General features: G+C 64.2%; 18 protein-coding genes. 15 read left to right on the top strand and 3 right to left on the bottom strand.

Annotation, left to right across the window (positions count from 1 at the left end):
* Nucleotides 1–568 precede the first annotated feature (568 nt).
* The 13 genes from bcsQ to RC54_RS06125 all read left to right on the top strand — a co-directional run bounded on the left by bcsQ (nucleotide 569) and on the right by RC54_RS06125 (nucleotide 22,101).
* Nucleotides 569–1,894, top strand: coding sequence for a cellulose biosynthesis protein BcsQ (gene bcsQ / locus RC54_RS06065; protein ID WP_058894590.1), 1,326 nt, complete (start codon nucleotides 569–571; stop codon nucleotides 1,892–1,894).
* Nucleotides 1,891–4,242, top strand: coding sequence for a UDP-forming cellulose synthase catalytic subunit (bcsA, locus tag RC54_RS06070; protein WP_061789766.1), 2,352 nt, complete (start codon nucleotides 1,891–1,893; stop codon nucleotides 4,240–4,242). Before bcsQ ends, bcsA begins: the two co-directional genes overlap by 4 nt.
* Nucleotides 4,242–6,524, top strand: a complete 2,283-nt coding sequence (bcsB, locus tag RC54_RS06075) for a cellulose biosynthesis cyclic di-GMP-binding regulatory protein BcsB (protein WP_061789767.1) — start codon at nucleotides 4,242–4,244, stop codon at nucleotides 6,522–6,524. Before bcsA ends, bcsB begins: the two co-directional genes overlap by 1 nt.
* Nucleotides 6,517–7,749, top strand: coding sequence for a cellulose synthase complex periplasmic endoglucanase BcsZ (gene bcsZ, locus RC54_RS06080; RefSeq protein WP_061789768.1), 1,233 nt, complete (start codon nucleotides 6,517–6,519; stop codon nucleotides 7,747–7,749). The genes bcsB and bcsZ overlap by 8 nt, the downstream gene beginning before the upstream one ends.
* Entirely contained in the window at nucleotides 7,725–11,765 is a 4,041-nt protein-coding gene (locus tag RC54_RS06085) for a cellulose biosynthesis protein BcsC (protein WP_061789769.1), read from the top strand. Before bcsZ ends, RC54_RS06085 begins: the two co-directional genes overlap by 25 nt.
* Before the next feature lie 50 nt (nucleotides 11,766–11,815).
* Nucleotides 11,816–12,487, top strand: a complete 672-nt coding sequence (locus tag RC54_RS06090; protein WP_058894595.1) for an SGNH/GDSL hydrolase family protein — start codon at nucleotides 11,816–11,818, stop codon at nucleotides 12,485–12,487.
* The gene (locus RC54_RS06095) at nucleotides 12,484–13,152 is read left to right on the top strand and encodes an alginate O-acetyltransferase AlgF (RefSeq protein WP_061789770.1); all 669 of its coding nucleotides are present in this window, start codon (nucleotides 12,484–12,486) and stop codon (nucleotides 13,150–13,152) included. Before RC54_RS06090 ends, RC54_RS06095 begins: the two co-directional genes overlap by 4 nt.
* Before the next feature lie 44 nt (nucleotides 13,153–13,196).
* Complete coding sequence (locus tag RC54_RS06100) at nucleotides 13,197–14,612, top strand: MBOAT family O-acyltransferase (protein WP_058894597.1); 1,416 nt, start codon at nucleotides 13,197–13,199, stop codon at nucleotides 14,610–14,612.
* Nucleotides 14,613–14,619: 7 nt separating this feature from the next.
* Entirely contained in the window at nucleotides 14,620–15,783 is a 1,164-nt protein-coding gene (locus tag RC54_RS06105) for an alginate O-acetyltransferase AlgX-related protein (RefSeq protein WP_244216450.1), read from the top strand.
* A gap of 172 nt (nucleotides 15,784–15,955) precedes the next feature.
* On the top strand, nucleotides 15,956–17,293 hold the full coding sequence (locus RC54_RS06110) for a hypothetical protein (RefSeq protein WP_058894599.1): 1,338 nt from the start codon (nucleotides 15,956–15,958) through the stop codon (nucleotides 17,291–17,293).
* Nucleotides 17,286–18,017: a DUF4194 domain-containing protein gene (locus tag RC54_RS06115; RefSeq protein ID WP_061789771.1), complete on the top strand. Its 732-nt coding sequence runs from the start codon at nucleotides 17,286–17,288 to the stop codon at nucleotides 18,015–18,017. The genes RC54_RS06110 and RC54_RS06115 overlap by 8 nt, the downstream gene beginning before the upstream one ends.
* Nucleotides 18,017–20,830: an ATP-binding protein gene (locus RC54_RS06120; RefSeq protein WP_061789772.1), complete on the top strand. Its 2,814-nt coding sequence runs from the start codon at nucleotides 18,017–18,019 to the stop codon at nucleotides 20,828–20,830. The genes RC54_RS06115 and RC54_RS06120 overlap by 1 nt, the downstream gene beginning before the upstream one ends.
* Nucleotides 20,831–20,841: 11 nt before the next feature.
* A complete protein-coding gene (locus tag RC54_RS06125; protein ID WP_244216451.1) occupies nucleotides 20,842–22,101 on the top strand; it encodes a toprim domain-containing protein in 1,260 nt (419 codons plus the stop codon).
* 44 nt (nucleotides 22,102–22,145) lie between these two features.
* Here the strand turns inward: RC54_RS06125 and pcaD are convergent, their stop codons facing one another.
* The 3 genes from pcaD to RC54_RS06140 form a co-directional block, all read right to left on the bottom strand.
* Nucleotides 22,146–22,925: a 3-oxoadipate enol-lactonase gene (pcaD, locus tag RC54_RS06130; RefSeq protein ID WP_058894603.1), complete on the bottom strand. Its 780-nt coding sequence runs from the start codon at nucleotides 22,923–22,925 to the stop codon at nucleotides 22,146–22,148.
* Between the two features lie 77 nt (nucleotides 22,926–23,002).
* A complete protein-coding gene (catC, locus tag RC54_RS06135) occupies nucleotides 23,003–23,290 on the bottom strand; it encodes a muconolactone Delta-isomerase (RefSeq protein ID WP_058894604.1) in 288 nt (95 codons plus the stop codon).
* Nucleotides 23,291–23,421: 131 nt separating this feature from the next.
* Nucleotides 23,422–24,375: a LysR family transcriptional regulator gene (locus RC54_RS06140; RefSeq protein ID WP_058894605.1), complete on the bottom strand. Its 954-nt coding sequence runs from the start codon at nucleotides 24,373–24,375 to the stop codon at nucleotides 23,422–23,424.
* 144 nt (nucleotides 24,376–24,519) lie between these two features.
* Here RC54_RS06140 and RC54_RS06145 point away from each other — a divergent pair, with 144 nt between their 5' ends.
* Together RC54_RS06145 and catA are read left to right on the top strand one after the other, a co-directional pair.
* A complete protein-coding gene (locus tag RC54_RS06145) occupies nucleotides 24,520–25,722 on the top strand; it encodes a muconate/chloromuconate family cycloisomerase (RefSeq protein WP_058894606.1) in 1,203 nt (400 codons plus the stop codon).
* A gap of 51 nt (nucleotides 25,723–25,773) precedes the next feature.
* Entirely contained in the window at nucleotides 25,774–26,709 is a 936-nt protein-coding gene (catA, locus tag RC54_RS06150; protein ID WP_061789774.1) for a catechol 1,2-dioxygenase, read from the top strand.
* Nucleotides 26,710–26,727: the final 18 nt, after the last annotated feature.

Genomic DNA, 26,727 nt, shown 5'->3' on the forward strand with positions numbered 1-26,727 from the left:
TTACAGCGGGTCAGGTTTTTCCCTAGTGACAAGTTTTGTCTATCCCTTACGATACGGGGCGCAGTCACGGTGAAGTGAGTTTTTCGACAATCCCGTCCTTTGGGAGAAAAAGCCCAGGAATGTTTTTGTTAACAATAAATTGCCACGGGATCCGTCGGACTGTGCCAAATCCGCGACGCGACAGGAAGCAAATCGTTCACTCGGAGCGACAAGGATGTTGGCGTAAAGGTAAGATGCCCGCCTTGCAGTTCATTTCTGTCAAGGCTGAAATGAATCGGATTGCTTGAAATATTTTGTTGTTTCGACAACAATCGAGGTTGCGATATCAGGATTTGTTTGTTTTAATGACAACACAGGGGGCGTGTAGTCGAATTGATAACATTCAGATATCTGGTCGCACGGGGACTCCCTGTTTTCAAGGGGAAAAAGGGCCGCCAGCAGAGCGGGTATCTAAAAAGCGCCACGAGGTGGCAAAACCGGGGAAGGTGTATCGCTTTTTAACAAGGTTGCGGGCGGGTCCCGCGGGTGCCGCTTTCGTTGGCGCCGGGGCCTGAGCAGGGAGTCATGAATGGGAAACGATATCTCCAACTTGCTGAGCAAGTTCGGGGCAACGGTGGACGGCTACCTCGAAGTCGAGGCCGCAATCGACTACAAGGAACCGTCGCGCAAGGCGAAGGCGCCTCAGGTGGCGGCGCCAGCCGAGCCGGGGGCTGCCGCGCCAGCGCCCGTGGGGGAGGCCGGCGCGACGGCACCCTTGCCGCAGGACCGGTCAGTTTCCGCGCCGCAGCGTATCGAACCGGTCATCGAACCGGTGATGGCACCCATCCAGGAAGCGCCCATCATTCCAGTGTCGGAACCTGTGGTGGCGCCTGTCGTGGCAGCCTCCCCGATCCAGTCGCCATCTCAGCCGACCGTCCAGTCACCAGTTCAGTCCAATGCGTCGCGGGTACCGCCGTCCGTGGTCGATGTCGCGGCGCCCGTCAGTGCCAAGATCGCCTCGTTGGTACCGCCCGCGCCCCCCGCCGTGCCCAACCTGCTGCGCTCGATGCTGGGCGAAGCCGCCCAGCAACGCCAGGCCCAGCAAGAGGCCAGTCCCGAGGGAGGGAGCGCAGGCCTGTCCTACGGCCCGCCCCCTAGCACTCCGGCGCATGTCATTGCCGTAGTGTCGCCCAAGGGCGGCGTAGGCAAGACCACCCTGTGTTCGGCCCTGGCGTGCAGCTTGGCGCGTCACGGGCGCGTTATCGCCGTTGATCTCGATCCCCAGAATGCCTTGCAATACCACCTCTGTGTCAATGCCGAGCCGGTTCCTGCCGTGGCTGGCCAGGCCGCCGACTGGCGCGCCGCGCTCAGTAGCGGCATGGCGGCCACCCAAGTGGTGACCCATACCGTGGTGGCCCGCGAGGGCGAAGCGGCCACGGCCCAGTTGATGGCCCAGGATCCCCATTGGCTGATGCGCCAGTTGCAGGCCATGCACCTGCAAGCGGGCGATGTGGTGCTGCTGGATCTGCCGGCTGGCCAAACGCCCTATCTGGAACAGGCCTTGCAAGCGGCCGACCAGGTGCTGGCGGTGGTGACGCCCGATGCCGGTTCTTTCCTGGCGCTGGAACACATGCGCCAGGAGCTGCATGGCCGCAACAATTGCCGCTACGTGGTCAACAAGTACGACGACAGCCGCAGCTTCTGCCAGGACATGCTGGAAGTGCTCAGGCGCTGGATGGGGCCGCGCCTGGCCGGGGTGATCGCACTCGACCACGCCATCAGCGAAGGCTTGGCCTATGGCTTCAATCCGCTGGTCAAGGCCGGCCACTCGGTGGCCTATGACCAGCTCCAGGGCATCAGCGACACGCTGCGTGCCACCATGGCCAAGAGCGCCGTCGCAGGTGGGCGTGCATGATGACCGGACCACAATCGAATTACCAAGTGCCATCGCCATCGTTAACTCCTTCCGAGGAAGCGGCCGCAGCCACGATCTCGCCCCATCCACCTGGTCAGGAACCCTCTGCCAAGCCCTCGGCCAATCGCCTGCAACAGTGGATCCAGAACATCGGCGACCGACTCGAAGCCTTGCCACGGCGCCCGCGTCGCTGGCTGCAGTTGGGCCTGCTGTTGTTTGCGACGCTGCTGGCGCTGTTGATCATCTCGATACCGCTGGACTTCCGCGCCCAGTGCGTATTCGCCATCGGCTGCTTCATTGCGGCGCTGGTGCTGCGCAAGCAATCGGGACGCTTCCCGGTGCTGGTGTTGATTACGCTGTCGATGATCGTGTCGATGCGCTACATGTACTGGCGCATCAGTTCCACCCTGGGCTTTGAAAGCTGGCTGGACATCGTCTTCGGCTATGGTCTCCTGGCCGCCGAACTGTATTCGCTCATCGTGCTCACGCTGGGTTATCTGCAGACCGCCTGGCCGCTGCGCCGCAAGCCGCTGATGCTGACCATGCCGCCCTCGGAGTGGCCGACGGTGGACGTCTTCATTCCTTCCTACAACGAGTCGCTGGACATCGTTTCTCTGACCATCTTCGCCGCGCAAGCCATCGATTGGCCGCAGGACAAGCTGCGCGTGCACGTGCTGGACGATGGCCGGCGTGAAGAATTCCGCGAGTTCTGCGACAACATCGGCGTGAACTACCTGGTGCGCTCCGATAACAAGCACGCCAAGGCCGGTAACCTCAATGAAGCGCTCAAGGTCACCGATGGCGAATTCGTGGCCATCTTCGATGCCGACCACGTGCCCACGCGTTCCTTCCTGCAGATCTGCCTGGGCTGGTTCTACAAGGACCCCAAGCTGGCCATGCTGCAGACGCCGCACTTCTTCTTCTCGCCCGATCCGTTCGAGAAGAACTTGAATACCTTCCGCTCGGTGCCCAACGAAGGTGAACTTTTCTACGGTCTGGTACAGGATGGCAATGACCTGTGGAATGCCGCCTTCTTCTGCGGTTCCTGCGCCGTCATGCGCCGCACGGCCTTGATGGAAATCGGCGGTATCGCGGTGGAAACCCTGACCGAAGATGCCCACACGGCACTGAAGATGAACCGCGCCGGCTACAACACCGCCTATCTCGCCATTCCCCAGGCCGCCGGCCTGGCCACCGAGAACCTGGCGCGTCACATCCGCCAGCGCGTGCGCTGGGCGCGTGGCATGGCGCAGATCTTCCGGGTCGACAATCCTCTGAAGGGCCGTGGCCTGAAGCTGGGCCAGCGGCTGTGCTATCTCAATGCCATGCTGCACTTCTTCTATGGCTTGCCGCGCCTGATCTTCCTTACCGCGCCCTTGACCTATCTGTTCTTCGGCGCCCACATCTTCCACGCCCCGGCGCTGATGATCACGGCCTACGTGCTGCCCCACGTGCTGCACGCCAGCCTGACCAACTCGCGCATCCAGGGACGTTTCCGCCACTCCTTCTGGAACGAGGTCTACGAAACGGTGCTGGCCTGGTACATCCTGGGGCCGGTGATGCTGGCCCTGGTCAACCCCAAGCTGGGGGGCTTCAACGTCACCGACAAGGGCGGCATCATCACCGAGAACCACTTCGACTGGAAGCTGGCGCGGCCCTATATCGTGCTGCTCACCCTGAACATCCTGGGCCTGTGCTTTGGCGTGTGGTTGCTGATCAAGGGCGACCCCAATGCGCTGACCACCATCCTCATCAACATGGCCTGGACCGTCTACAACGTCATCATCAGCAGCGCCTCCATGGCGGTGGCCAGTGAAACCCGCCAGATCCGCAGCGAGCCACGGGTGGCCGCTGAACTGCCGGCGCGTATCAAGCTGCCCGATGGCAGCGTGATCGAGGGCACCACCTTGGACTTTTCGCAGAAGGGCATCGGCCTGCGTCTGCCGGCAGGCGTGAGCGTGGCGCGCCAAAGCCTGATCGAGGTGACTCTGTTCCGCAACGAGCAGGAAAAGGTCTTCCCCGCGATCGTGGTGTTCAGCCGCAACGACATGGTGGGGGCGCAGTTCCACGAACTGACGCTGCGCCAGCAAAGCGAACTGGTGCGCCTGACCTTCTCGCGTGCCGACATCTGGGCCAACAACTGGGGCAAGAGCCGTCCCGATACGCCCTTGAAATCCTTGCGCGAAGTCACGGGCATCGGCATGAACGGCGTGCGCGAATTGCTCAAGGCCACCCTGATAAAACTGCGCCTGTGGCGCGACACCCGGCGCCAGGCGCGCGCAGCAGCAACGACGGTGCCCACTGCATCGGCCCCTCCCGACATGGAAAACACTTTGGAAAAACAATAATGAAAGCAAAGCCCTCTCAAGCCACCAAGGCGCTGTTGCGCCGTCGTTCCTTGTGCCTGGCCCTGGCCACCGTGATCGGTAGCAGCAGCCTGCCGATCCAGGTGCTGGCCGCCACGCCGGCCGCTTCCACCGCCGCAGCCAGTCCGGTGGCAGGTGATCCCTATCTCTTTACGTTCAAGCAGCTCGGACGCGACGGCACCATCAACCTGCACGGCACCGATTCCACCGACAGCCTCAATTTCGACGTGCCGGTGTCACTGGTGGCGACCGGCGCCCAGGTGACGCTGCAATACACCTATTCCCCTGCGCTCTTGCCGGACCTGTCGCAGATCAACGTGATGGTCAACGACGTGGTGGCCGCCAGCATCCCGCTGCCCAAGGACGGCGCGGGCACGCTGCAGACCACCCGGGTGGCGATCCCGCCCAAGCTGGTGACCGAATTCAATCGCTTGAGCCTGCAATTCATCGGCCACTACACCATGGGTTGCGAGGATCCCTTGCATTCCAGCCTGTGGACCCGCGTGAGCAGCGACTCCACGCTGGACCTGCAGACCACGCAGTTGCCGATCAAGGATGACCTGGCGCTGTTGCCCGTGCCCTTCTTCGACCGCCGCGACGTGCGGATGCTGAGCTTGCCCTTCGTGTTTGCCGGCGCGCCTGACAATGGCACGCTGGAAGCGGCTGGCACCATCTCCTCCTGGTTCGGCGCTTTGGCCGCCTATCGCGGTGCGCGCTTCCCGGTGCAGCTCAATGCCTTGCCCGAGCATGGCAATGGCGTGGTGCTGGTCTCGGGCGATGCCCCCGTCCAGGTCGGTGGCCTGGCCGTGGCCGCGCCCAAGGGGCCGACCCTGACCATGGTGGATAACCCCAACGACCCAAATGGCAAGCTGCTGGTGGTGTCCGGTCGCAACACGGCCGAGCTCAAGCAGGCGGCTGCCGGCCTGGCGCTGGGTAGCAAGGGTCTGTCCGGCAATCAGGTGGTCATCGACAAGCTGCAAGCGCTCTCGCCGCGTCGGCCCTACGATGCTCCCAACTGGTTGCCCACCGACCGCCCGGTCAAGCTCGCCGAGCTGATCGATGCCAAGCGTTTGAACGTGTCCGGCTACAACCCGGGTGAGATCACCATTCCACTCAACTTCCCGCCGGCGCTTTCCAGCTGGCGTCAGGATGGCGCCCGCTTGAAGCTGGTGTACCGCTATACCCCGCAGCCGACCTCGGCCAATTCGTCCCTGCTGGTGAACTTCAACGATGGCCTCATCAAGTCCGACGTCCTGCTGCCCAAGGACAAGCTGGACAAGGGGCTGCTGTCGGCCCTCAAGGACGATGCCCTGACCCGCGAGCTGGACCTGCGCCTGCCGTTGAACACCGCCGGCGTGCAGTCGCGCCTGCAACTGCGCTACATGTATGACTACGTCAAGCAGGGTGAATGCCATGACATCATCATCGACAACGTGCGCGGCAGCATCGATCCCGAATCCACCATCGACCTGCGCGGCTATGACCACTTCATGGCCATGCCTGACCTGGCCGTGTTCAAGGATGCCGGCTTCCCCTTCACGCGCATGGCCGATCTCTCGGAGTCGGCCGTGGTTTTGCCCGACAACGCCAGCAGCGCCGACCTGAGTGCCTACCTGTCGCTGCTGGGGCGCTTTGGCAGCGCCACTGGCTATCCGGCCACGGCCGTCTCGGTGACCCAAGCCGCACAGGTCGCCAAGTTCGCCGACAAGGATCTGCTGGTGCTGGCCTCGGGCCAGAACCAGCCGCTGCTCAAGCAATGGGCCGACCACCTGCCCAGCGCCGTGACCGGCGACAAGCAGCGTTTCGAAGTCTCCGACTTGGCCTTGCGCGTGCGTAGCTGGCTCAAGCTCGACGACGACTCGGCGCTGCGCCGTGCGCGCCATTCGGTGGCCTTCAGCGGCGGTGATCCGACCTCTTACCTGACTGGCTTCGAGTCACCCCTGGACAGTGGTCGTAGCGTGGTGTTGCTGGCCGGTGGTGATGGCAGCGGCCTGGGCCAGATCCTCGACGCCATGGCGCGCAAGGATCCCGAAGGCGCCACCATCCAGGGTAGCTTGGTGGCCGTGCATGGCACCGCCATCGATCCGCTGCTGGCCGAGCAACAGTATTTCGTGGGTAGCCTGTCACCGCTGCGCATGGTGCGCTGGTGGTTGTCGCGCCACGTGCTGGGTATGTTCGTGCTCATCGCCGGCGGCATCCTGCTGCTGGGCGGCCTGGCTTACCTGACCCTGCGTGCCAAGGCGAGAAAGCGTCTCAATGGCTGATCTGGTGTTTTCCCGCGCAAGGCGCAAGTGCCTCACTGCGCTGGCGACCGGGGCGGCCGTGGCTGGCTTGCCGGCGTTGCTGCCGGCTGCCGCTAACGCCGCCCAGAGCAAGTGCATCGCAGTGGACTGGCCGGCCTGGCAAAGCTGGGCTGGTGCGCATGTGCAGCCCGATGGCCGGGTGCTGCATTCCAGCCTGCAGCCCAATCACACTACCTCCGAAGGCCAGTCCTACAACATGTTGCTGGCCTTGATCGCCAACGATCCCGAGCGTTTCGACCAGGTCTGGAGCTGGACACGCGACAACATGATGGGCAGCGATCCCGCCAATCGCCTGCCGGCCTGGCTATGGGGGCAGGGTGCCGATGGCAAGTGGCAGGTGCAGGATGCCAATTCGGCCTCCGACGCCGACCTGTGGATCGCCTACGCGCTGCTGGAGGCAGCGCGCCTGTGGCAGCGCCCGCAATACCGCAGCGATGCCCAGGGCCTGCTCGACAGCATCGAAACCAAGCTGGTGGTCAACCTGCCGGGCCTGGGCAAGATGGTGTTGCCGGGACCGCTGGGCTTCAATCAGCGCGACCAGGCCTGGACCCTCAACCCCAGCTACCTGCCCTTGCCGCTGCTGCGTCGCCTGCACAAGGAGCGGCCCAAGGGGCCGTGGCAGCAGATTGCGCAGAACACCGTGCGCATGATCCAGGCCACCAGTCCCAAGGGTTTCGTGGCCGATTGGGTCGGCTACAAGATGACGGCGCCGCAGGCCGGCCAGTTCATGGTCGATCCGGCCAAGGGCGAGCTGGGCAGCTATGACGCCATCCGCGTGTATCTGTGGGCCGGTCTGACCTCGCCCCGCGATCCGCTGGCCGCGCCCTTGCTGGCGGCGCTGGATGGAATGCGTCAGACCATCCTGGCCACTGGCGTGCCGCCCGAAAAGGTGAAGGTCACCACCGGGGTGGTGGAAGGCCAGGCGCCGTTCGGCTTTACCGCCGCGCTGGTTCCCTTCCTGATGGCCAAGGGCGAGAGCGCGCTGGCCGCGCAATGGCAGCGCCGCGCCGCCCAGAGCCTGGAGAGTGGCCTGGCCCAGCCCAGCGCGCAGCCCGAAGTGCTGTACTACAACGTCATGCTGGGCCTGTTCGGATTGGGATGGGCCGAGAAGCGATACCAGTTCCGCGAGGACGGAACACTGAATTTGTCTTGGGAGAAGTCATGCGCACGCGCCGTAACACGTTAGCCATCGGAGTGCTGACCGCGCTGCTCGGCGCTTCGGCTGCGCCAGTGCTGGCCGCCGGTTCGGATATCGAAGCCCAGTTGGTCGAGCAGGGCCAGTACTGGCAGTCGCGCAACAACAACCAGCGCGCCGCCGAAGTCTGGCAAAAAGTGCTGCAACTGGACAAGGCCCAGGTCGATGCGCTCTACGGCATGGGCTTGATCGGCGTGAAGCAGAACAAGCCGCAGCAGGCCAACGATTACCTGGAGCGCCTGCAAGCCATTTCGCCGCAACCCTGGCAGGCGCGTCAACTGATGCAGGACATTGCCCTGGCGCGCCAGGAAAACCAGGCCTTGTTGGCAGAGGCCCGGCGTCTGGTTGACGCCGGCGAGCGCGACCGCGCCACCGAGGTGTTCCGCAAGATGTTCAACGGCCTCACACCCTCTGGCGCCATCGGCCGCGAGTACTACAACAACCTGGCTTTCAACGATGCCAGTTGGCCCGAAGCGCGCAAGGGCATGGAACGCCTGATCCGCGAAAACCCGCAGGACAGCATCCTGTCCCTGTTCTACGCCAAGCAACTGGCGCGCCATGAAGACACGCGGGTGGAGGGTATCCGTCTGCTCGCGCGCTTGAGCAAGCAGGTCGATATTGCCGGTGACGCCGACGAAAGCTGGCGCCTGGCGCTGACCTGGCTGGGCCCGCCGACGCCGGCCCAGTATGGATTGTTTGAGGACTTCCTCAAGAGCCACCCGGACGACAAGGACATCCGCGAACAATTGGCCAAGGGCCGCGCCCAGGTCGCTGGTGCGCAGCAGCCCACGGTGGTCTCGCGCGGTCTACAGGCGCTGGAAAAGGGCGACCTGCAAGAGGCCGAGAAGGCCTTCCAGGAACGCCTGGCCACGCATCCCGACGATACCGATGCCTTGGGTGGCATGGGCGTAATCCGCCAGCAGCAGAACCGCCTGGCCGAAGCCGAGCCGCTGTTGGCACGCGCCGCTGCCAAGGGCAGCAGCGCCTGGAAGAAAGCCCTCGACAGCGTGCGGTACTGGTTGCTGATCCAGCGTGCGCGTGACCTGCAGGCCCGTGGCCAAGGCGCCCAGGCGCAGGATGCGCTGGCCCAGGCATTGCGTCTGGACCCTGGCAATGCCGATGGGTTGGTGGCCATCGCCGACATCCAGGTCAGTGCCGGTCAGTTCGACACCGCCATCGGCCATTACCGCCAGGTGCTGGCCGCGCATCCTGATCACGTGGGGGCCATCCGTGGACTGGTCAACGTCCTGGCGCAGACCGGCAAGGCGGCCGAAGCGCTGCGCCTGCTGGACAAGCTCACGCCCCAGCAGCAAGCCGAATTCGGCGACCAGGGCCGCCTGCGTGCCCTGCGTGCATCTCAGCAGGCCAACCTGGCCGAGCAGCGCGGAGACCTCACCGCCGCCCTGGACGCCATGCGCGAGGCGGTACGCAACGACCCCGACAATGTCTGGACCACCTTCGACCTGGCACGCCTGTACATCAAGGCCGACCAGTCGCGCCAGGCGCGCATCACCATCGACGACTTTACCCGCGCCCATCGCGACAACGTCGATGCGCTGTATGCCAGCGCCTTGCTGTCGGTGGAGATGGAGCAATGGCAGGATGCGCTGGATACCTTGCGCCGCATCCCCGCAGCGCGTCGCACGGCGGCCATGGATGAACTGACCAAGCAGGTGACACTGACCATCCAGGTCAATCACGCCACGGAACTGGTCAAGACCGGTCAGCCCCAGGAAGCCCTGGCCCTGCTGGACCGCGTGCAAGACCAGGCCAGCGGCAATGCCGAACGCACCGGCACCCTGGCCTCGGCCTACGTCGATGCCGGCGACACGCCGCGCGCCATGGCCATGATGCAACCGCTGGTGACGCCACCGGCCACGCCCACCCTGGCTACCCGCCTGCAATATGCCGCCATCCTGCTCAAGGCCGGCGAGGATGCACAGGTCTATAACGTGCTGACTGCATTGCAGAAGCAAACCATGGATGCGGCGACCAAGAAGCGCTATGACGACCTGCGCTTCCTGTACCGCGTGCGCCAGGCTGAACGCCTGCGCCAGGGGGGCGACCTGGCAGCGGCCTACGACACCCTGGCTCCGGCGCTGGTGCAACGCCCCACCGACATCGGCGCCATCTCGGCACTGGCGCGCATGTTCAATGCGGCCGGCGACAATGCGCGCGCACTGGCACTCTACAAGCCGCTGGTGCAGCGCAATCCGCGTGACGCCGCCGTCTTGCTGGGCGCGGCCGATACCGCCGTGCAGGCGCAGGAGAACAGCTATGCCCTCGACCTGCTGGACCAGTTCCGCAAGCTCGACAGCAGCGACCCCACCACGCTGACCGAGGCGGCGCGCATCTACCGCTCGCTGGGCAAGGTAGGCGAAGCCACCACCCTGTTGCGCAAGGCGGTGGCCATCGAAAACCGCGCGCGCCAGCGCAGCCAGCTGGCCCAGGGCAATGGCTTCGATTCCGCCATCAATCCCTTCCGCACCCAGCGTCGTCTGCCCGGCAACGAGGACGTGGCGGCCATTCCGCCGCCGGCCGAAACCCTGCTGCAGCCGGTGGCCATGGCCGCAGCAGGCAGCGCCGAGACGCTGCCTGCGCCGGCTCAGCGGGGCAATGCCCAGCTCCAGCCCGCCGCAACCCCCGGCATTGCCTATGGTCAGCCGCTGGGGCCGGTGTTCAGCACTGCTGCGACGGCTCCCACCGCGTCGGCCACCCCGACCATGCAGGCCGCACCACGTGGCTACGCACAGCAAGCCGCAGCACCGCAGACCGCCTTGCCGGGTGCCGCCAACAATGCCCAGCGCGCCTTGCTGGCGCTGCAAGGTCAGCCCGGTAGCCTGCCGGCTGACAACCTGACCCCGGCCCAGCGCGCCTTGAACGACATCCTGCAGGCGCGCAGTGCCTACGTCACGCAAGGCGTGGTGGTGCGCGGCAACGCCAGCGAGTCGGGCTTGAGCCGCATGAACGACATCGAAGCCCCGCTGGAAGTGAACATGCCGGTCGGCAATGACCGTGTGGCCGTGCGTATCACGCCGGTCTCGCTCGATGCCGGCACCCTGGCCACTGAACCCGCCAGCCGCTTCGGTGGCGGTGGCGCCAGCGCTCAGGGCGTGGGCAAGCAAAGCGCCCATGGTGTGGGTGTGGCGGTGGGCTACGAGCGCCCGGAAGATGGCATGAAGGCCGACATCGGCAGCACGCCCTTCGGCTTCAAGTATCCCAATGTGGTGGGTGGCGTCAGCGTCGAGCAGCCCTTCGCCGGCAGCAGTACCAACCGCTTCGCGGTGGCGCTCTCGCGCCGGGCCGTCAATGACAGCGTCACCTCCTTTGCTGGCAGCACGGACCCGCGCATCGGTCGCTCCTGGGGTGGCGTGACGGCCAATGGCGGACGTGCCGAAATGAGTTCGGACGATGCCCAGACCGGTGTCTATGCCTATGGCGCCCTGCATAGCCTGCAAGGACATAACGTGGAGTCCAACACGCGCATGGAACTGGGCGGCGGGGCCTACCAGTACCTGCAAAACAGCGATGACCAGAAGATGACGGTGGGTGTTTCGACCAATGTCATCAGCTACGCCAACAACCAGAACTTCTACACCTACGGCCAGGGCGGTTACTTCAGTCCGCAGACCTACCTGGGCCTGGGCGTGCCGTTCACCTGGGCCAAGCGCAACGACCGCTTCAGCTTCCAGCTCAAGGGTTCGATGGGGGTGCAGTACTTCCGCCAGGATGGCGCCGATTACTTCCCCACCGACGCCGCCCTGCAAGCCGCCAGCGGCAAGACCTATGCCGCGCAGACCAAGACCGGCCTCGGGTATAGCCTGGAAGGCAGCGGCGAATACCGCTTCGCGCCGCGCCTGTTCCTGGGCGGCTCGCTGCGCCTGAACAATTCGAGCGACTTCCGCGAACTCAATGTCGGCATGTATTTGCGTTACACCCTGGAAGACATGCAGGGCCGTTTCCTGACCTTGCCGGTCAGCCCGTATCGTTCGCCGTATTCGAACTGAACCAATTTACCCAACCGATTTTCATTTATTTATTCGATAGAGAGATTGCCATGGCAGCTGCATCCATTCTCGCTGGTCTGACTATTCTGGTGCTCGGCGAAAGCCATATGAGCTTGGCCGACCACCTCACCGAACCCCTCAACGCCAAGCTGACCCAGATGGGCGCCAAGGTGCATTCCATCGGCGCCTGCGGCGCCAGCGCCGGCGATTGGCTCATCACCAAGAAGGTCGATTGCGGCGCCGAGCAGATCGGCACCGGCAAGATCCAGATCAAGGGCCGCGACGCCACCACCACCCCGATCAACGAACTGATCGCCAAGGACAAGCCCGACCTGGTGGTGCTGGTCATTGGCGACACCATGGCTTCCTACGACAAGCCGGACTTCCCCAAGGCCTGGGCCTGGCAAAACGTCACCAGCCTGACCAAGGCCATTGCTGCCACCGGCACCAAGTGCGCCTGGGTCGGCCCGGCCTGGGGCAAGGCCGGTGGCATGTACCACAAGAACGATGCCCGCACCGAGCTGATGTCGCGCTTCCTGGCTGCCAACGTGGCGCCGTGTACCTATATCGATTCGCTGACCATGTCCAAGCCCGGCCAGTGGGTCACCACCGATGGCCAGCACTTCACCGTGGCCGGCTACAAGTCCTGGGGCAATGCCATCGGCGACGCCCTGGGCAAGCTGCCGGCGGACGCCGTAAGCGCCAAGGGAGGCAAGAAATGAGCGTGATGCGCGCATGGGTCGCAGGTTCCCTCCTGCTGTGCAGCGCGGCTGCCATGGCCGCTGACATTCCCTTGTATCCGACCGGCCCGGCCGAGGATGCGGCCTTCATCCGCTTCGTCAATGGCACCAGCGAAGCGCTGCAAGTGGTGGCGCAAAAGGGCCAGCCACCGTTGAAGCTGGAGGCGGCCAAGCCGGTCTCTTCCTTCTTCCCGGTGCAGGCCAAGTCCACCATCAAGGGGACGCTCACGGTCGCTGGCAAGAGTCTGGAACTGGGCGTGCAAGCCAAGCCGGGCGAATTCGCCACGGTGGTGGTACTGGCCGATGCCAAGGGCATCGGCCAGGTCACGGTGCAGGACAACCCGGATGACTTCAATGGTTTGAAGGCCTCGTTGGCCTTCTTCAATCTCGATGCCTCCTGCGCCGGTGCTGCATTGCGCCCGGCCGGACGCAATGCCGACCTGTTCAAGGGCGTGGCGCAAGGCAGCCTGCAACGGCGCTCGATCAACCCGGTCAAGCTGGCGGTGCAACTGGTCTGCGGAGGCGCCAACACGGGCCCGGTGCTGGACCTGGGCGAATTGAAGGCGGGTGAACGCTATAGCGTGCTGCTGCTGCCTTCGGGCAAGGGACCGCACCTGGTGGCGGCGACCGACAAGCTGGCCAATTGATGGTCGCACTCACTGATTGATTGACTGTCTGACTGCGCCGCCCCATGGTCTTTGCCTCGCTTGAATTCCTCACGCTGTTCTTGCCCTTGTTCCTGCTGGTGTATGCCCTGGTGCCGCAGCGCGGGCGCAATGGCGTGCTGCTGGCGGGAAGCTGGCTCTTCTATGGCTGGTTGAGTCCGCTGTTCCTGTCGCTGCACGTGGTGCTGACCATCGTGGCCTGGGTCGGTGGCTTGCTGGTGGATCGTTCGCGTGAGGATGGGCGGGGCAGGGTGCGTCTGCTCACCGGTCTGGTGGTGTTCAACACGGCGGTGCTGGTCTGGTACAAGTACGCCAACATCGTCGCCGCCACCGCCAGCGACGTGATGCAGCATTACGGCGCCATGCCGCTGGCCTGGCAGAAGGTGGCGCTGCCGGCAGGGCTGTCCTTCATCGTGCTGCAGGCCATTTCCTACCTGGTGGACGTGCATCGGCGCACGGTGGCGGTGGAGCGCAGCTTCATCAACTACGCCACCTACATTTCCATGTTCGGCCACTCCATTGCCGGCCCCATCATCCGCTACGACTGGGTGCAGCGCGAGCTGACCCAGCGCTGGTTCAACTGGGAGAACTTTTCCCTGGGAGCGCGCCGCTTCATGGTCGGCATGGCCATGAAGGTGCTGGTGGCCGACACCCTCTCGCCATTGGTGGATGCGGCCTTCCACCTGGACCACCCGAGCCTGGTGGATGCCTGGATCGCTTGCCTGGCCTATTCGCTGCAACTGTTCTTCGATTTTTCCGGCTACAGCGCCATGGCCATCGGCCTGGGGCTGATGCTGGGCTTCCACTTCCCGGAAAACTTCAATCATCCCTACCTGGCCGGCAGCATCCAGGACTTCTGGCGGCGCTGGCACATCTCGCTTTCCAGCTGGTTGCGCGACTATCTCTACATCGGCCTGGGCGGCAATCGCCACGGCCTGTGGAAGACCTATCGCAACCTGTTCCTGACCATGGCCATCGCCGGTCTCTGGCATGGCGGCGATAGCTGGAACTACCTGCTGTGGGGCTCGGCCCACGGCCTGGCCTTGTGCATCGACCGCGCCTGGTCGCGTTCTTCCTTGCCGGCCATTCCCGCCTGGCTGGCCCATGTGTTGACGCTGCTGTTCGTCTGCCTGGCCTGGACCTTGTTCCGTTCGCCCGATTTCGCCACTGCCGCAACCATGTATGCCGGTCAGTTCGGCTTGCATGAGATCGGCTTGAGCGATGCGCTGGCCGTGATGTTGCGCCCGGTGCAGGCGCTGGCCGTGTTGCTGGGCCTGTTCTGGATCGTGGTGCCGCTGTGGCAGGCGACCATCGAGGCGCGCTGGGGGCAGCGCAAGCTGTATCTGTGCTTCATCCGCCTGTGGCCGATCGCTGCCTTCCTGCTGTCCTTTGCCCTGATCGCCAGCCGCGAGACGGTGCCTTTCCTCTACTTCCAGTTCTGATGCCACGATGAGCACGCCTCCGGTTCTCGCCCCCGACACGTCCCATGCTCCCGGTCCCCTGGCGCGCCGTGCCAGCCGATGGTCAGGCGTGGCGCTGGCGCTGGTGCTGGCGGCGGGTTTGCTGTCCTGCGCCTGGCTGGTCCAGCGCGGCCAGATCGAATGGCTGCCCACCACCTGGAGCCGCGATGAAGCCCTGCACGGCGAGCTGACCCACAAGATCGCCAAGCAACTCTCCAACGCCTGGTTGCCCACCCAAGCGGCCAACCTGGAACGCGCCGGCAGCTGGTTGCTGCTGGGCGACACCGGCCCGCGGGTGCGGCGCGGTTGCCCCGGCTGGCTGTTCCTGGCCGAGGAATTGCAGATCAACCACCACGCCCAGGCCAATGCCCAGACCAAGCTGCAGGCGGTGATCGCTATCCGGCAGGCACTGGCACGGCGCGGTATCTCCCTGCTGGTGGCCGTGGTGCCCGACAAGAGCCGCATCGCCGCTGACCAACTGTGCGGCCTGCTGCGCCCTGCCGAATTGAATGGGCGTGCGGCGCAATGGGTGGCCGGCCTGCAGCAGGCGGGGGTACAGGCCATCGACCTGGCGCCCACGTTGGCGCCGCTGGGCGCCGCGGCCTATCTGCATACCGATACCCATTGGAATGAAACCGGCGCCCATGCTGCCGCCGAGGTGATTGCCGCCAAGCTCGCCACCGGCCTGCAGGCGACGCCCCAGCAAAGCTACCAGTCCCAGCCTGGCCCGCTGGCGCGCCGTCCGGGCGACCTGGTGCACCTGGCCGGGCTGGACTGGCTGCCCTTGCGCTTGCAACCTGCCCCCGAGTACGTGGCCGCCACCCGCTTCAAGGAAGTGCCGGGTGCCGGGCAGGGCAGTGCGCCCAAGCCCGGTGGCGACGATCTGGACGACCTGCTGGGCGACAGCAACCTGCCCAACGTGGCCCTGATCGGCACCTCCTTCTCGCGTAATTCCAACTTCGTCGGCTTCCTGCAGATGGCGCTGGGCGCCAGGATCGGCAGCTTTGCCAAGGATGGCGGCAAGTTCTCCGGCAGCGCCAGGGAATACTTCGCCAATCCGGCCTTTACCCAGACCCCGCCCAAGCTGGTGCTGTGGGAAATTCCCGAGCGCGATCTGCAAACGCCCTATGAACCGATCGCACTGGCTCCTTGAGCGATGGTGTGGCTTGTTGCATTAATGCAATAAATAATTTCCTTTCATCTGCACTTTCCTGCGTGCCAAGGTCCACTTTGCTGGAGGCCGCCCCCCGAGCCTGCTAAACTTGCCGGTCCGCCCACTGTACCGGGCAGGCTCCAGGCAAGGCCTGGTCAACCTCCACGACAAATTGACAGACGATTTCGAACCCGCTCCCTTAGCCGATGAGCATGAATCCGGCTCCTTCGAGAGCTATTTCCGCGATCCCTCATTGGCGGCCGAAGCGCCCCTGGCCTGGGGCCTGGGGCAGCGCCTGGACGTGCTGGACGCGCTGCGCGGCCTGGTCTCCGGTGGCCAGGCGGCGGCACGCCTGCGCATCTGGATGTTCCTCGAACTGGCGGCCCAGCCGCAGGGCCGACTGCAGCGCGAAGACCTGAACCAGCTGTTCTATGCCTTGAAGCCCGAGGCCATGGACGCCGCCCTGAAGCGCCTACGCGACCTCGGCCTCCTGGTCTGGGACGCCACCGACCAGGATTACCAGCTCTCGCCCATCGCCCAGCAGGTGCAAGCTTTGCTGGCGCCCTTGACGCGCGCCGTGGGCGAGGATGACGAGATGGCCGCGCTGCTGGCCCAGGTGGCCGGGGCGCAGGCGCTAGGCCTGTCCGACGCCAGCCAGATCCGCCATCTGCACGCCCAGTTGGCGCGCCTGCACGACCAGTTCGCCGATGCCATCGAAAGTGGCTCCGAAGCCTTGCTGCGCCAAGCCCAGCCACGCTTCGAACGCGCCCTGAAACTGGTCAACCGTGCCGGCGAAGCCCTGACCGCCCTGATCCGCAGCGAACACGCCGACGCCCGCCTGGAACGCGAAGCCCGCGCCCTGGGCAATGGCCAGGCGCGCCTGTTGACCATGGCCAGCCAGTTCACCCGCGCCCTGCAACAGGCCGACCGCCAGCGCGTGACACTGGGCAGCACCGGGGTCACCAGCTCGGACGTGCGCCGCTGGCTGCAAGCGCATCCCGACCTGTGCTCGCTGATGGGCGAGGCGCTCTCGATCGGTGTGAAACCGGTCTTTGTCAGCGGTCACGAATTGCTGGACGTGGCCGAGGGCGAGCTGGAGCGCGACCGTCCCGACGCCCAGCGCTCGCAAGGTTTGCCGCCTCCGGCCCAGGCCGTGGAAGGCAAGATCGAAGCCTTGCGGATGCCGGCCGAGCTGGGTGAATTGATCGAACAACTGACCCGCCTGGGCGCCTTGCCGGAAGGTGTAGAGTCCGGCGAGCCGCAAGCCCAGCCGCTATCGACCGTGGTGCTGGGCGGCAGTTTCGGCAAGGCCGCTTACCGCCTGCAATTGCTGCCGCTGCTGGGCGACCGCCAGGCCCAGACCCTGCAAGGCCAGACCGGCGACCTGGCCAGATTGCCTTGGCAAGTCGGCTTCCTGCCACGTGTAGAAAAAATCGATGACCCCGATGTCGCCGCCATGAGCGCCGGGGCCGTCCATCCAGATCCATCCCGGGAAAGACCCCATGAGTGAGACCCTAGACGAAGCAGGCCTGTTGGCCGCCGAACTGCTGGCGCGCCGCTGGCTGCCCCGCAAGCATCCGCGCGTGCGCCGCGCACTGGTCGATGCCGACCTGTGGCAGGCGCTGCAAGACCGCCTGGCCCAGGTCGGCCTGCGCCTGGTGGACAACATCCACGCCGACCACATCAGCGTGGCCCTGGTACGCCCGGCCGAGTACGCCGTCTTCGGCGAGGCCGGCATGAACGCCAACAACAACCTGGATCTGCCGCGCGATGCGATTTCGCTGCTGGTGGTGCTGTGGTCGCTGATCGTGCTGCCCAAGCGCGAGCGCCAGTCGGCGCGCGCCGCCGGTGACCATGTGGAGCAGCAGGAAGAAATGTTCCACACCGAAAAACCCATGCCCAGCGCCGCCGAGGTCAGTCCGGTGGTGTCTTACAAGGCGCTGCTGGCCGACTTCGGCAACCAGCTTGGCAAGAAGACGCGCATGGATACCAACCTGCGCCGCCTGGAAGCCCATGGCTTCATCCTGCGTCGGGGCGACGATATCGCCGAAGGCCCCTTGCTGGATCTGCTGCTGGACTACGATGCCCTGGCCCCGCGCATCCTCGATGGCGCGCTGGGCGATGTGCTGGCCCGCGCCAATGCCCGCGACGAGGCCAGTCCGGCCCAGGCGGATGCCGCCGATATCACGCAAGCCACCGAATCCACCGCATCCACCGAAGAGGGAGACGCCTGATGTTCCACCTGCAATCGCTGGAACTGCTGCAGTGGGACTATTGCCAGCGTTTGACGCTGCCCCTGGACGGTTCCATCATCACCATCGCCGGCCCCAATGGCTCGGGCAAGACCACGCTGCTGGACGCCATGCGCACCCTGCTGGGCCTGGAGTGTTCGGGTGGGCGCAGCTACAAGACCTATGCGCGCCACGCCAATGCCGACACCACCTGGCTGCGCGCCACCGTGGACAACCGTCCGCACGGCCGTCAGACCTCGACCCGTCCCTTCGCCCGCAACCTGCTCTATGCCGACCAGGTCACGCTGGCTTGCCGCATCGAGCGCAATGGCGGCGACTGGCAGCGCCGTTACTGCATGAGCGATGGCGATGTGGCCATCGAAACCCTGGCGCAATTGCCCGAGAAGGAGTGGCTGGGCCTGGACCACTGGCGCAAGCGCCTGGAAGGCGCTGGCCTGTCGCGCGCCATTGCCCGCGTGCTGGCGCTGGAGCAGGGCCAGACCGACCGTCTGTGCGAATTCTCGCCCAAGGAATTGCTGCGCCTGGTGTTCGAAGTCTTTGGTGACCAGGAAGTCCTGGATCGCTATGAAGAAGCACGCCGCCATCAACGCGACCTGGCCGCCGAGGTCGCCCAGGCCGAACAGGAACTGGCCTATAGCGAAGCGCAACTGGCCCAGCTCGACAGCCGCGTAACGCTTTATCGCCAATATCAGGGCAAGCTGCGCGAGCGCGAGATGCTGGCCACGGAAGTCATCCCGGTATTGCGCTGGCACGAAGAGCGGCAAGGCACGGCCACCCGCCTGCGGGAACTGCACCGCCAGCGCCTGCACCACAACAGCCAGCGTCGCCAGCGCAGCAGCGACACCCTGCAATTATCGGCCCTGCTGACGCAACAGCAGGCCGCACGCGACAAGGTCGCCGCGCTGGAACGCGACAAGGCCGAGGCGCAACAAGCCCAGCAAAAGGCGCGCGACGCCGAAAAGCCGGTGGAAGAACTGGTCAAGCAAGCCGATGAACTGCTGGCGCTGTCGGCCGTGGAGGGCGACGCCACCCAACTGCTGGCGCGGGTGGACGAACTGGAGCAGCAAAAGAGCGCGCTGCACGACCGCTGGCGCGATCTGGAGCAACAGCGCAAGGACGCCAACGGCGCGCTGGAACGCCTGACCGGCCAGCGCCAGGCGCCGCGTCCGGGCGACGTGCAGCAATTCACTCGCGCGCTGCGCCAGGCCGGCATCGCCCATCACCTGCTGGCCGATGTCATCGAGATTGCCGACGACCACTGGCGGGCCGCCGCCGAAGGCGTGTTGCGGGCCTCGTGCTGGGTGGTGGTGCTGGACGATCCCAAGGATGAAGCCGCCGCCATGGCCCTGGCCGAGCGCGAGCGCTATCGTCATTACGTGGTGGCCGACGCCGCCACCGCCACTGCGCAGCCACCGGCCGAGAGTCTGTTGGCGGTGTTGCGCTTCTCGGCCAAGGCACCGTCCTGGCTGCTGCGCCAACTGGCGCAGATCCGTCGTGTGGCCGATACCGCCGAAGGGGCAAGCAGTGGGGGCGAATGGATCACTGCGCAAGCCTACTGGCGCGATGGCCGTGGCGGGCGCAGTGTCTGGCGCGATCCGGGTGATTATCAATTCGGTGCGGCGGCCCTGGCCTCACGCCAGGCCTCGATCCAGAAACGCCTGGCCACGCTGGATGAGCAACTGACCGATATCGTGCTCAAGCAAAGCGAAGTCAAGCGCCAGCTGGAGGCGGCCCGCAAAGCTACCGAAGGACACCTCGCGGCTGAGGTTCTGGTGCGCCGAAGTGAAGAATTCGACCAGGCACGCCACCAGTTACCGGCGTTGCGGCAAGCCCGTGTGGCCGCCAGTGAACGTTGGTTCCAGCTTGACGCCCAGTACGCCGAGGCCATCGAACAGCGCACCATCCTCGATGGTCGTCACGACGCCCTGCAACGTCGCCTGCGCGACACCGAAGGCGACCTGGCCGGACAGGAACGCGACTGGCGCATCCGCCACGACGAACAGCGCGCCCGCGCGCTGGCTTCGCGTGCGCAGAAAAGCCGCTTCCCGCAACGCTGGATCGCCACCGATGCCTTGCAAGCGCTCTACGACAAATACACCAATGCCAAGCAAGCCGAGCTGCGCATGGCGTCGGTGGAAAGTGAACTGGAAACCGGTCAGTGGGAAAAAGACGGCACGGTCGAGGACAAGCACCTCATCATGCAGGGTACGGTGGGCAACCAGCGCAATGAACTGGACTCGCGCAAGATCAGCAATGCCCAGGCCGAGGAAGCCGTGGGCAATGCCCGCGAGCGCTACATCGACGTGTTGCGCGCCACCGTGCGCCGCTACCGCAAGAACATCGTCGATCTGGGTGCCTTGGCCGGGGTGGTGGTCAGCGCCGACCTGCCGCATCTGGACAATGACGACGCCATCCTGCGCCAGGCCGAACTGAAGGTCAGCTTCAACTTCGACGGCAAGGGCGAGATCGGCCTGAACGACGGCGAGGCCTCCGGTGGCCAGCAGGTCATCAAGTCGCTGATCCTGCTGGTGGGTTTGTTGAAGGATGACGACATGCCGGGTGGTTTCGTCTTCATCGACGAACCCTTTGCTCACCTGGACGTGCGCAACATCCAGCTGGTCGGCAACTTCCTCAAGTCCACCCGCGCGCAATACGTGCTGACCACGCCGATCACGCACAACGTGGAAGTCTTCGAACCCGCCGATGTCACCCTGGTGACTTCCAAGAAACCACGCGAGGCCCGCTGGGCGCCGCCTATCGGCGTGTTGCAGCGGCGCTTGCGGCTGGATGCGTAAGAGGGGGCAGCATGAGCCACTTGGTCGCGACGCCCATCGGTAAAAAACGTCGAAACGGTACAGAGTTTCAGAAGCGGGGGGCCTCAGGAGCGGTTCCCTCGGTGCTGAGACATTTCGAGCCGCATCAAATGGCTGCACTGCGCCTGTGGGTGGACGAAGATGAGTCCAAGCAGCACAAGCGAGAGAACTTGCTGAAGATCGCCATGAAGAAGATCGAGGGTTTTAGACTTGAAGACGGCGATCTGTTGGTTCAGCATCTTTTGGACGATGGCTGGGTGACCTGCACCGAGTTCAGAAAGCCAAAGTGCGACTGGCAATGGGTGAGTCTTGCCTGGCGCGACTTGACCAAACTACAGTCCCTGTTGGGAGTGAGTGGCACCCTCGAACGCCAGCAACAACGCCAGAGGCAGCTGGCGCAAGCCAAAGAGCAGCTCATCGCCCGTTTCGACAGTTTTGCGCAAGGCGATACCGATCCTTACCTCAACGATGAGTTGGCCCAGGCCATTGAAGCGCTGGAAAAAGCCAAGTCGCTGACCCTTGAGGCCTTGAAGCGACGCCTCGATCTGATGTTCCAGGTGGCGCACTGGCGCGATAGTGGTCAGCAGGGGATGCGTCAAGACTTTGCCTTGTCCGTGCGGGATGGGACCAAGGCCATCGAGGCCAATGAATGGAAGTGGCTGGATACGGTCTTCGACCTTGAACGCCTGGGTATCAGCCGCTTTGCCCAGACCGCATGGCTGGCAGGGGAGGTGGAGCTGTGCTGGTCAAATCGCAAGATGGAATTGTCTGCTGTCCATTTTCTGGGTATTCCGGTCGAGGACATGCAGCACCTGGAGCGGCTGGAGGGTGTGCAGCAATGGTGGCTGATCGAGAACCGGACCAGTTTTGAACGCAATGCGCGCAAGCTTCCCCATGGCACGCTTCTGCTCTGGATGCCGGGACGCCCCTCGTTGGGATGGCAGGCGATGATGGCCCATTTGCTGACCAAGGCGCCATGCCCGGCCTGGATCAGCGCTGATGCCGATCCGGCTGGCGTGGATATCGCGTGTGCGGTCGGTCGGCTGTGGGAGCAAGCCGGCCTGAGCTGGGAAGCGCATAAGATGAGCAGCGTCGAGTTGACACAGACCAAGCAGAAGTGGGACTTGACGCCACGAGATCGCTTGCTGCTGCAAAACTTGCTGGCACGCCAAGCATTGCCGGCCACACTGCGCAGCTTGTGTGAAACCATGCAACGCGAAGACCGCAAGGCCGAACAGGAAGCCTGGCTTTAAGTTTTTATCGGGGGACCGGGATCCCCCATTTCACCTTCTCACATTCATTCCGTCAGGAACTGCCGCACCGCCTGCGTAAAGGCACGCGGTTGCTGCTGGTTGGAGATGTGGGCGGCATCGAACTCCACATACAGCGCGCCGGGAATGGTGGCTCGCATGAATTGCGCATCGGCCGGCGGCGTCGGCAGGTCGCCGCTGCCGGCAATCACCAGCGTGGGCGCGCGGATGCCGGCAATCGCTTCCCGCAGGTCATTGTCGCGCACCGCTGCACAGGCGCCGGCATAGCCTTCAGCCGGGGTAGCCAGCAGCATGGCCGTCAGCGCTTGCACCTGCTGTGGATTGTGCTCGGCATACTCGGGCGTGAGCCAGCGCGAGACCACCGCCGGCGCGATGGCTGGCAGGCCGTCACGCAGGACGGTGTCGATGCGGCTGTTCCAGGCCTCGGCCGTGCCGATCTTGGCGCCGGTGTTGCAGAGGATGAGTTTGTTCACGCGCTCCGGGTGATGCACCGCCAGCCACATGAAGGTGCTGCCACCCATGGACAGACCGCAGAAGTGCGCTTGCGCAATCTCCAACTGGTCGAGCAGGGCGATCACGTCGCTGCCCAGCTGGGCGATGGTGTAGGGGCCGGGCGTGACCTCGGACTGGCCGTGGCCGCGCGTGTCGTAGCGCAGCACGCGGAAGTGCTGGCTCAGTTCGGCAATCTGCGGCTCCCACATCGCCAGCGAGGTGCCCAGCGAATTGGACAGCACCAGCACCGGCAAGGCCGCATCGCCATCGAGCTGGTAATGCAATTTGATTCCGTTCAGTGTTGCAAATGGCATGGAGAAATCCTTGGCGCGCCCCACGCGACGGTGGGTACGGGCATGTGTGAATCAAAAAGCGTCAGATGCCCCGGTCATCAGCCAATCTGGGCAATGGCCGAGGGATGCTGGGTCAGCGGTGTGACCGAAATGGTCATGAACGGATAGAGCGGCAGCGCCGAGAGGAGGTTGTGCAACTCATCGTTGCCGGAGACGTTGAAGATGCTCACGTTGGCATACTGCCCGACCACGCGCCACAGATCGCGCCACTTGCCTTCGCGCTGCAGTTTTTGCGACATCTCCTTTTCATCCTTCTTCAACTGATCGGCCACGGCCTTGTCGAGCGTGGCGGGAATGTTGACCTGCATTTGAACCATGAACAGCATGATGTGATCTCCATTGTCGTTATGGGTGGGGTCTTGCATTGTTCGATAAGCGAACATACATCCTTTATTCGCACAACCGAGTTTAGGCGTGCGCGCCTCGCACTGTCAACTTGGGCTGACTATCTGGCGCTTTAATCGCGCCGTTCCGGCATCGGAAAAGCAGCCGCCGGGAAGGAGCTGGTCTCGATGTCCAGCCAGGCTGGATGCTCGGCATACATGTCGGCCACCAGTTGCTTGACCGCATCGATGTACCAGGCATTGTCGTTGATGCGGTGGGTCAGGATGATGGGCGAGGTGGCGCGGGTGTCATCGATGAGCCGGTAGTGCAGGTCATTACGCAGCCGCGCCGAGGCCGGAATCAGGCATAGGCCCGACTCGGCCGCCACCAGGCCCAGTGCGGTCTGGATCTCGCGCACTTCATGCACTTCGGCCGGCTGGATGTCCTGGTCGTTGAGCAGGCTCAGGATGTGGTCGGCAAAGCTGGGGCGGGGCTCCTTGGGGTAGACGATCAGCTTTTGCCCATGCAATTCTTTGAGGCTCACACGCTGCTGGCTGGTCGCCAGCGGGAAGGCCGGCGGGATGGCCAGCACCAGTCTTTCCTCACGCAGCACGGTGCGCGCCACGGTGGCGTCATTGCCGCGGATGCGGCCAAAACCGATGTCGATGCGGCCCGACTTGAGGGCGGCAAATTGCTGCATCGAAGTTAGCTCCAGCAGTTGGATATCGACCTCGGGGTAATGCTGGCGCAGCTTGCGCACCAGCATCGGCAAGCCGCCATAGAGGGTCGAGGCGACAAAGCCGATGGACAGCGTCTGGCGCTGGTTCAGGCCGATCTGCTGGGTGGCATGCTTCAACTGGTCCAGGCGGTTGAGGATCTGCAGGGCCTGTTCATAGAACATCCGGCCAGCTTCGGTCAGGCGCAGCGGGCGGCTGTTGCGCAGGATCAACTGCACGCCCAGCTCCTCTTCCAGCAACTGGATCTGGCGACTCAAGGGTGGCTGGGCGATATGCAACTGCTCGGAGGCACGCGTGAAGTTGCGCGTATTGGCCACCGCGACGAAGTACTTTAGTTGTCTGATATCCATGGTCAGAGGTCATATCTCTTAAAAATAAAAGAATTCTAATCCTTTGATTTTTATAGAAATGCTTTTTAACTATATAAAAAAGGTATGGGACTAGACGTATTTAGTGTTGGCAATGGCAGGGCTTCCGGGTGTTCAATGCGTCACATGGATACCTCACAACACCTCCACACTGCGGCGGCCCCGGCTCCCGCTCTCATCGAGCGGGTCGAGACCTTCCTGGTCGACCTGCCGACCATCCGGCCCCATCAATTGTCCATGGCGACGATGAATGGGCAGACCCTGATGCTGGTGCGCCTGTACTGTTCGGATGGCAGCGTCGGCGTGGGCGAGGGCACCACCATCGGTGGCCTGGCCTACGGTGCCGAATCGCCCGAGGGCATGAAGCTGGCCATCGATACCTATTTCGCGCCGCTGCTGCTGGGCGCGGATGCCAGCCTGATCCCGGCTATCATGGCGCGCCTGAACAAGGCCATTCAAGACAACCGCTTCGCCAAGTGCGCCATCGAGACCGCGTTGTTCGATGCGCTGGGTCAGCGCACCGGGCTGCCGGTGTCGCAACTGCTGGGCGGTCGGGCCCGCGAAAGCCTGCCGATTGCCTGGACCCTGGCCTCGGGCGACACCGCCAAGGATATCGACGAAGCCGAACGGATGCTGGCCGAGCGTCGCCACAATATCTTCAAGCTCAAGATCGGTCGGCGCGAGGTGGAGGCCGATGTGGCCCACGTGGCCGCCATCAAGAAGGCGCTGGGTGAGCGCGGCGCGGTGCGGGTCGATGTGAACATGGCCTGGAGCGAGCTGGAAGCCCAGCGCGGCCTGGCCGGCCTGGTCGATGCCGGTTGCGAACTGGTGGAGCAGCCAGTGGCCTCGGTGCAGGCCTTGGCGCGTCTGAAGGGCAAGCACCCCATTGCCGTCATGGCCGATGAATCGCTGACCGGCCCGGCCTCGGCCTTTGCCCTGGCGCGTATCGGTGGAGCGGACGTGTTTGCCATCAAGATCGAACAATCGGGTGGCCTGCGTGCGGCCCAGCAGGTGGCGGCCATTGGCGATGCTGCCGGCATCGAGCTCTACGGCGGCACCATGCTCGAAGGCGCCATCGGTACCATCGCTTCGGCCCATGCCTTTGCCACCTTCCGTGAATTGCAGTGGGGCACCGAGTTGTTCGGGCCGCTGCTGCTGACCGAGGAAATCCTGGCCACGCCCTTGCAGTACAAGGATTTCCAACTGGCCATTCCGAACGGCCCGGGGCTTGGCATCGTGCTCGATGAAGAGCGTGTGCAATACTTCCGACGCGACCGCAAGCAAGGGGCAACAATAACAGCAGTGAGGCCGGCCCAACTGGCCGGATAAAACAAGAATCGCACTTACCCCGATTAAAAAATTCAACCAAGGAGACTCAACATGGCAGCCAAGATTTTCAGCACCCCCGAAGTACAAGACTTCCTGCGTCTGGCCAGCGGCCTGGACACCGAAGGCGGTAACCCGCGCGTCAAGCAGATCGTGCATCGCATCCTGTCGGACCTGTTCAAGACCATCGAAGACCTGGAAATCACCTCGGACGAATACTGGGCCGGCGTGGCCTACATCAACCGCCTGGGCACTGCCAGCGAAGCTGGCTTGCTCTCGCCAGGCCTGGGCCTGGACCGCTTCCTGGACATGCGCATGGATGCCGAGGATGCCGCCCTGGGCATCACCGGCGGTACCCCGCGTACCATCGAAGGCCCGCTGTATGTGGCTGGTGCCCCGGTGGAACAAGGCTTCGCCCGTCTGGACGATGGTAGCGACAAGAACGGCCACACCATCATCATGCACGGCACCATCTACGGCGCCGATGGCAAGCCCATGCCGGGTGCCCAGGTCGAAGTCTGGCACGCCAATACCAAGGGCTTCTATTCGCACTTCGATCCGACCGGCGAGCAAAAGCCCTTCAACATGCGCCGCACCATCATCACCGATGCCCAGGGTCGCTACAAATTCCGCAGCATCATGCCGGCTGCCTATGGCTGCCCGCCGGCCGGCCCCACCCAGGCCCTGCTGAACCAGTTGGGTCGTCACGGCAACCGTCCGGCGCACATCCACTTCTTCGTCACCGCCGACGGGCATCGCAAGCTGACTACCCAGATCAACATCGATGGCGATCCTCTGATCTATGACGACTTCGCCTACGCCACCCGCGAAGGTCTGGTGCCGCCGCTGGTCGAGCGCACCGATGCGGCCAGCATCAAGGCCGAAGGCCTGGAAGGTCCGTTTGCCGAGATCGTCTTCGACATGACGCTCACGTCGCTGGTCAACGGTGCCGACAACCAGATCGTCGACCGCCCGCGTCTGGCTGCCTGAGCGCCCCCGCGCCAAGCT

Origin of the sequence: Herbaspirillum rubrisubalbicans (genome assembly GCF_003719195.1) — a bacterium.
In the GTDB taxonomy this organism is placed as follows: domain Bacteria; phylum Pseudomonadota; class Gammaproteobacteria; order Burkholderiales; family Burkholderiaceae_D; genus Herbaspirillum; species Herbaspirillum rubrisubalbicans.

What these genes read in the sequence shown, in the direction of transcription:
- bcsZ (WP_061789768.1), top strand. Translation starts at nt 6,517, where the DNA reads ATGGCTGATCTGGTGTTTTCCCGCGCAAGGCGCAAGTGCCTCACTGCG.
- bcsQ (WP_058894590.1), top strand. Translation starts at nt 569, where the DNA reads ATGGGAAACGATATCTCCAACTTGCTGAGCAAGTTCGGGGCAACGGTG.
- RC54_RS06120 (WP_061789772.1), top strand. Translation starts at nt 18,017, where the DNA reads ATGTTCCACCTGCAATCGCTGGAACTGCTGCAGTGGGACTATTGCCAG.
- RC54_RS06085 (WP_061789769.1), top strand. Translation starts at nt 7,725, where the DNA reads ATGCGCACGCGCCGTAACACGTTAGCCATCGGAGTGCTGACCGCGCTG.
- RC54_RS06125 (WP_244216451.1), top strand. Translation starts at nt 20,842, where the DNA reads ATGAGCCACTTGGTCGCGACGCCCATCGGTAAAAAACGTCGAAACGGT.
- RC54_RS06140 (WP_058894605.1), bottom strand. Translation starts at nt 24,375, where the DNA reads ATGGATATCAGACAACTAAAGTACTTCGTCGCGGTGGCCAATACGCGC.
- bcsA (WP_061789766.1), top strand. Translation starts at nt 1,891, where the DNA reads ATGATGACCGGACCACAATCGAATTACCAAGTGCCATCGCCATCGTTA.
- catA (WP_061789774.1), top strand. Translation starts at nt 25,774, where the DNA reads ATGGCAGCCAAGATTTTCAGCACCCCCGAAGTACAAGACTTCCTGCGT.
- RC54_RS06095 (WP_061789770.1), top strand. Translation starts at nt 12,484, where the DNA reads ATGAGCGTGATGCGCGCATGGGTCGCAGGTTCCCTCCTGCTGTGCAGC.
- RC54_RS06115 (WP_061789771.1), top strand. Translation starts at nt 17,286, where the DNA reads ATGAGTGAGACCCTAGACGAAGCAGGCCTGTTGGCCGCCGAACTGCTG.
- RC54_RS06100 (WP_058894597.1), top strand. Translation starts at nt 13,197, where the DNA reads ATGGTCTTTGCCTCGCTTGAATTCCTCACGCTGTTCTTGCCCTTGTTC.
- RC54_RS06105 (WP_244216450.1), top strand. Translation starts at nt 14,620, where the DNA reads ATGAGCACGCCTCCGGTTCTCGCCCCCGACACGTCCCATGCTCCCGGT.
- catC (WP_058894604.1), bottom strand. Translation starts at nt 23,290, where the DNA reads ATGCTGTTCATGGTTCAAATGCAGGTCAACATTCCCGCCACGCTCGAC.
- pcaD (WP_058894603.1), bottom strand. Translation starts at nt 22,925, where the DNA reads ATGCCATTTGCAACACTGAACGGAATCAAATTGCATTACCAGCTCGAT.
- RC54_RS06145 (WP_058894606.1), top strand. Translation starts at nt 24,520, where the DNA reads ATGGATACCTCACAACACCTCCACACTGCGGCGGCCCCGGCTCCCGCT.
- bcsB (WP_061789767.1), top strand. Translation starts at nt 4,242, where the DNA reads ATGAAAGCAAAGCCCTCTCAAGCCACCAAGGCGCTGTTGCGCCGTCGT.
- RC54_RS06090 (WP_058894595.1), top strand. Translation starts at nt 11,816, where the DNA reads ATGGCAGCTGCATCCATTCTCGCTGGTCTGACTATTCTGGTGCTCGGC.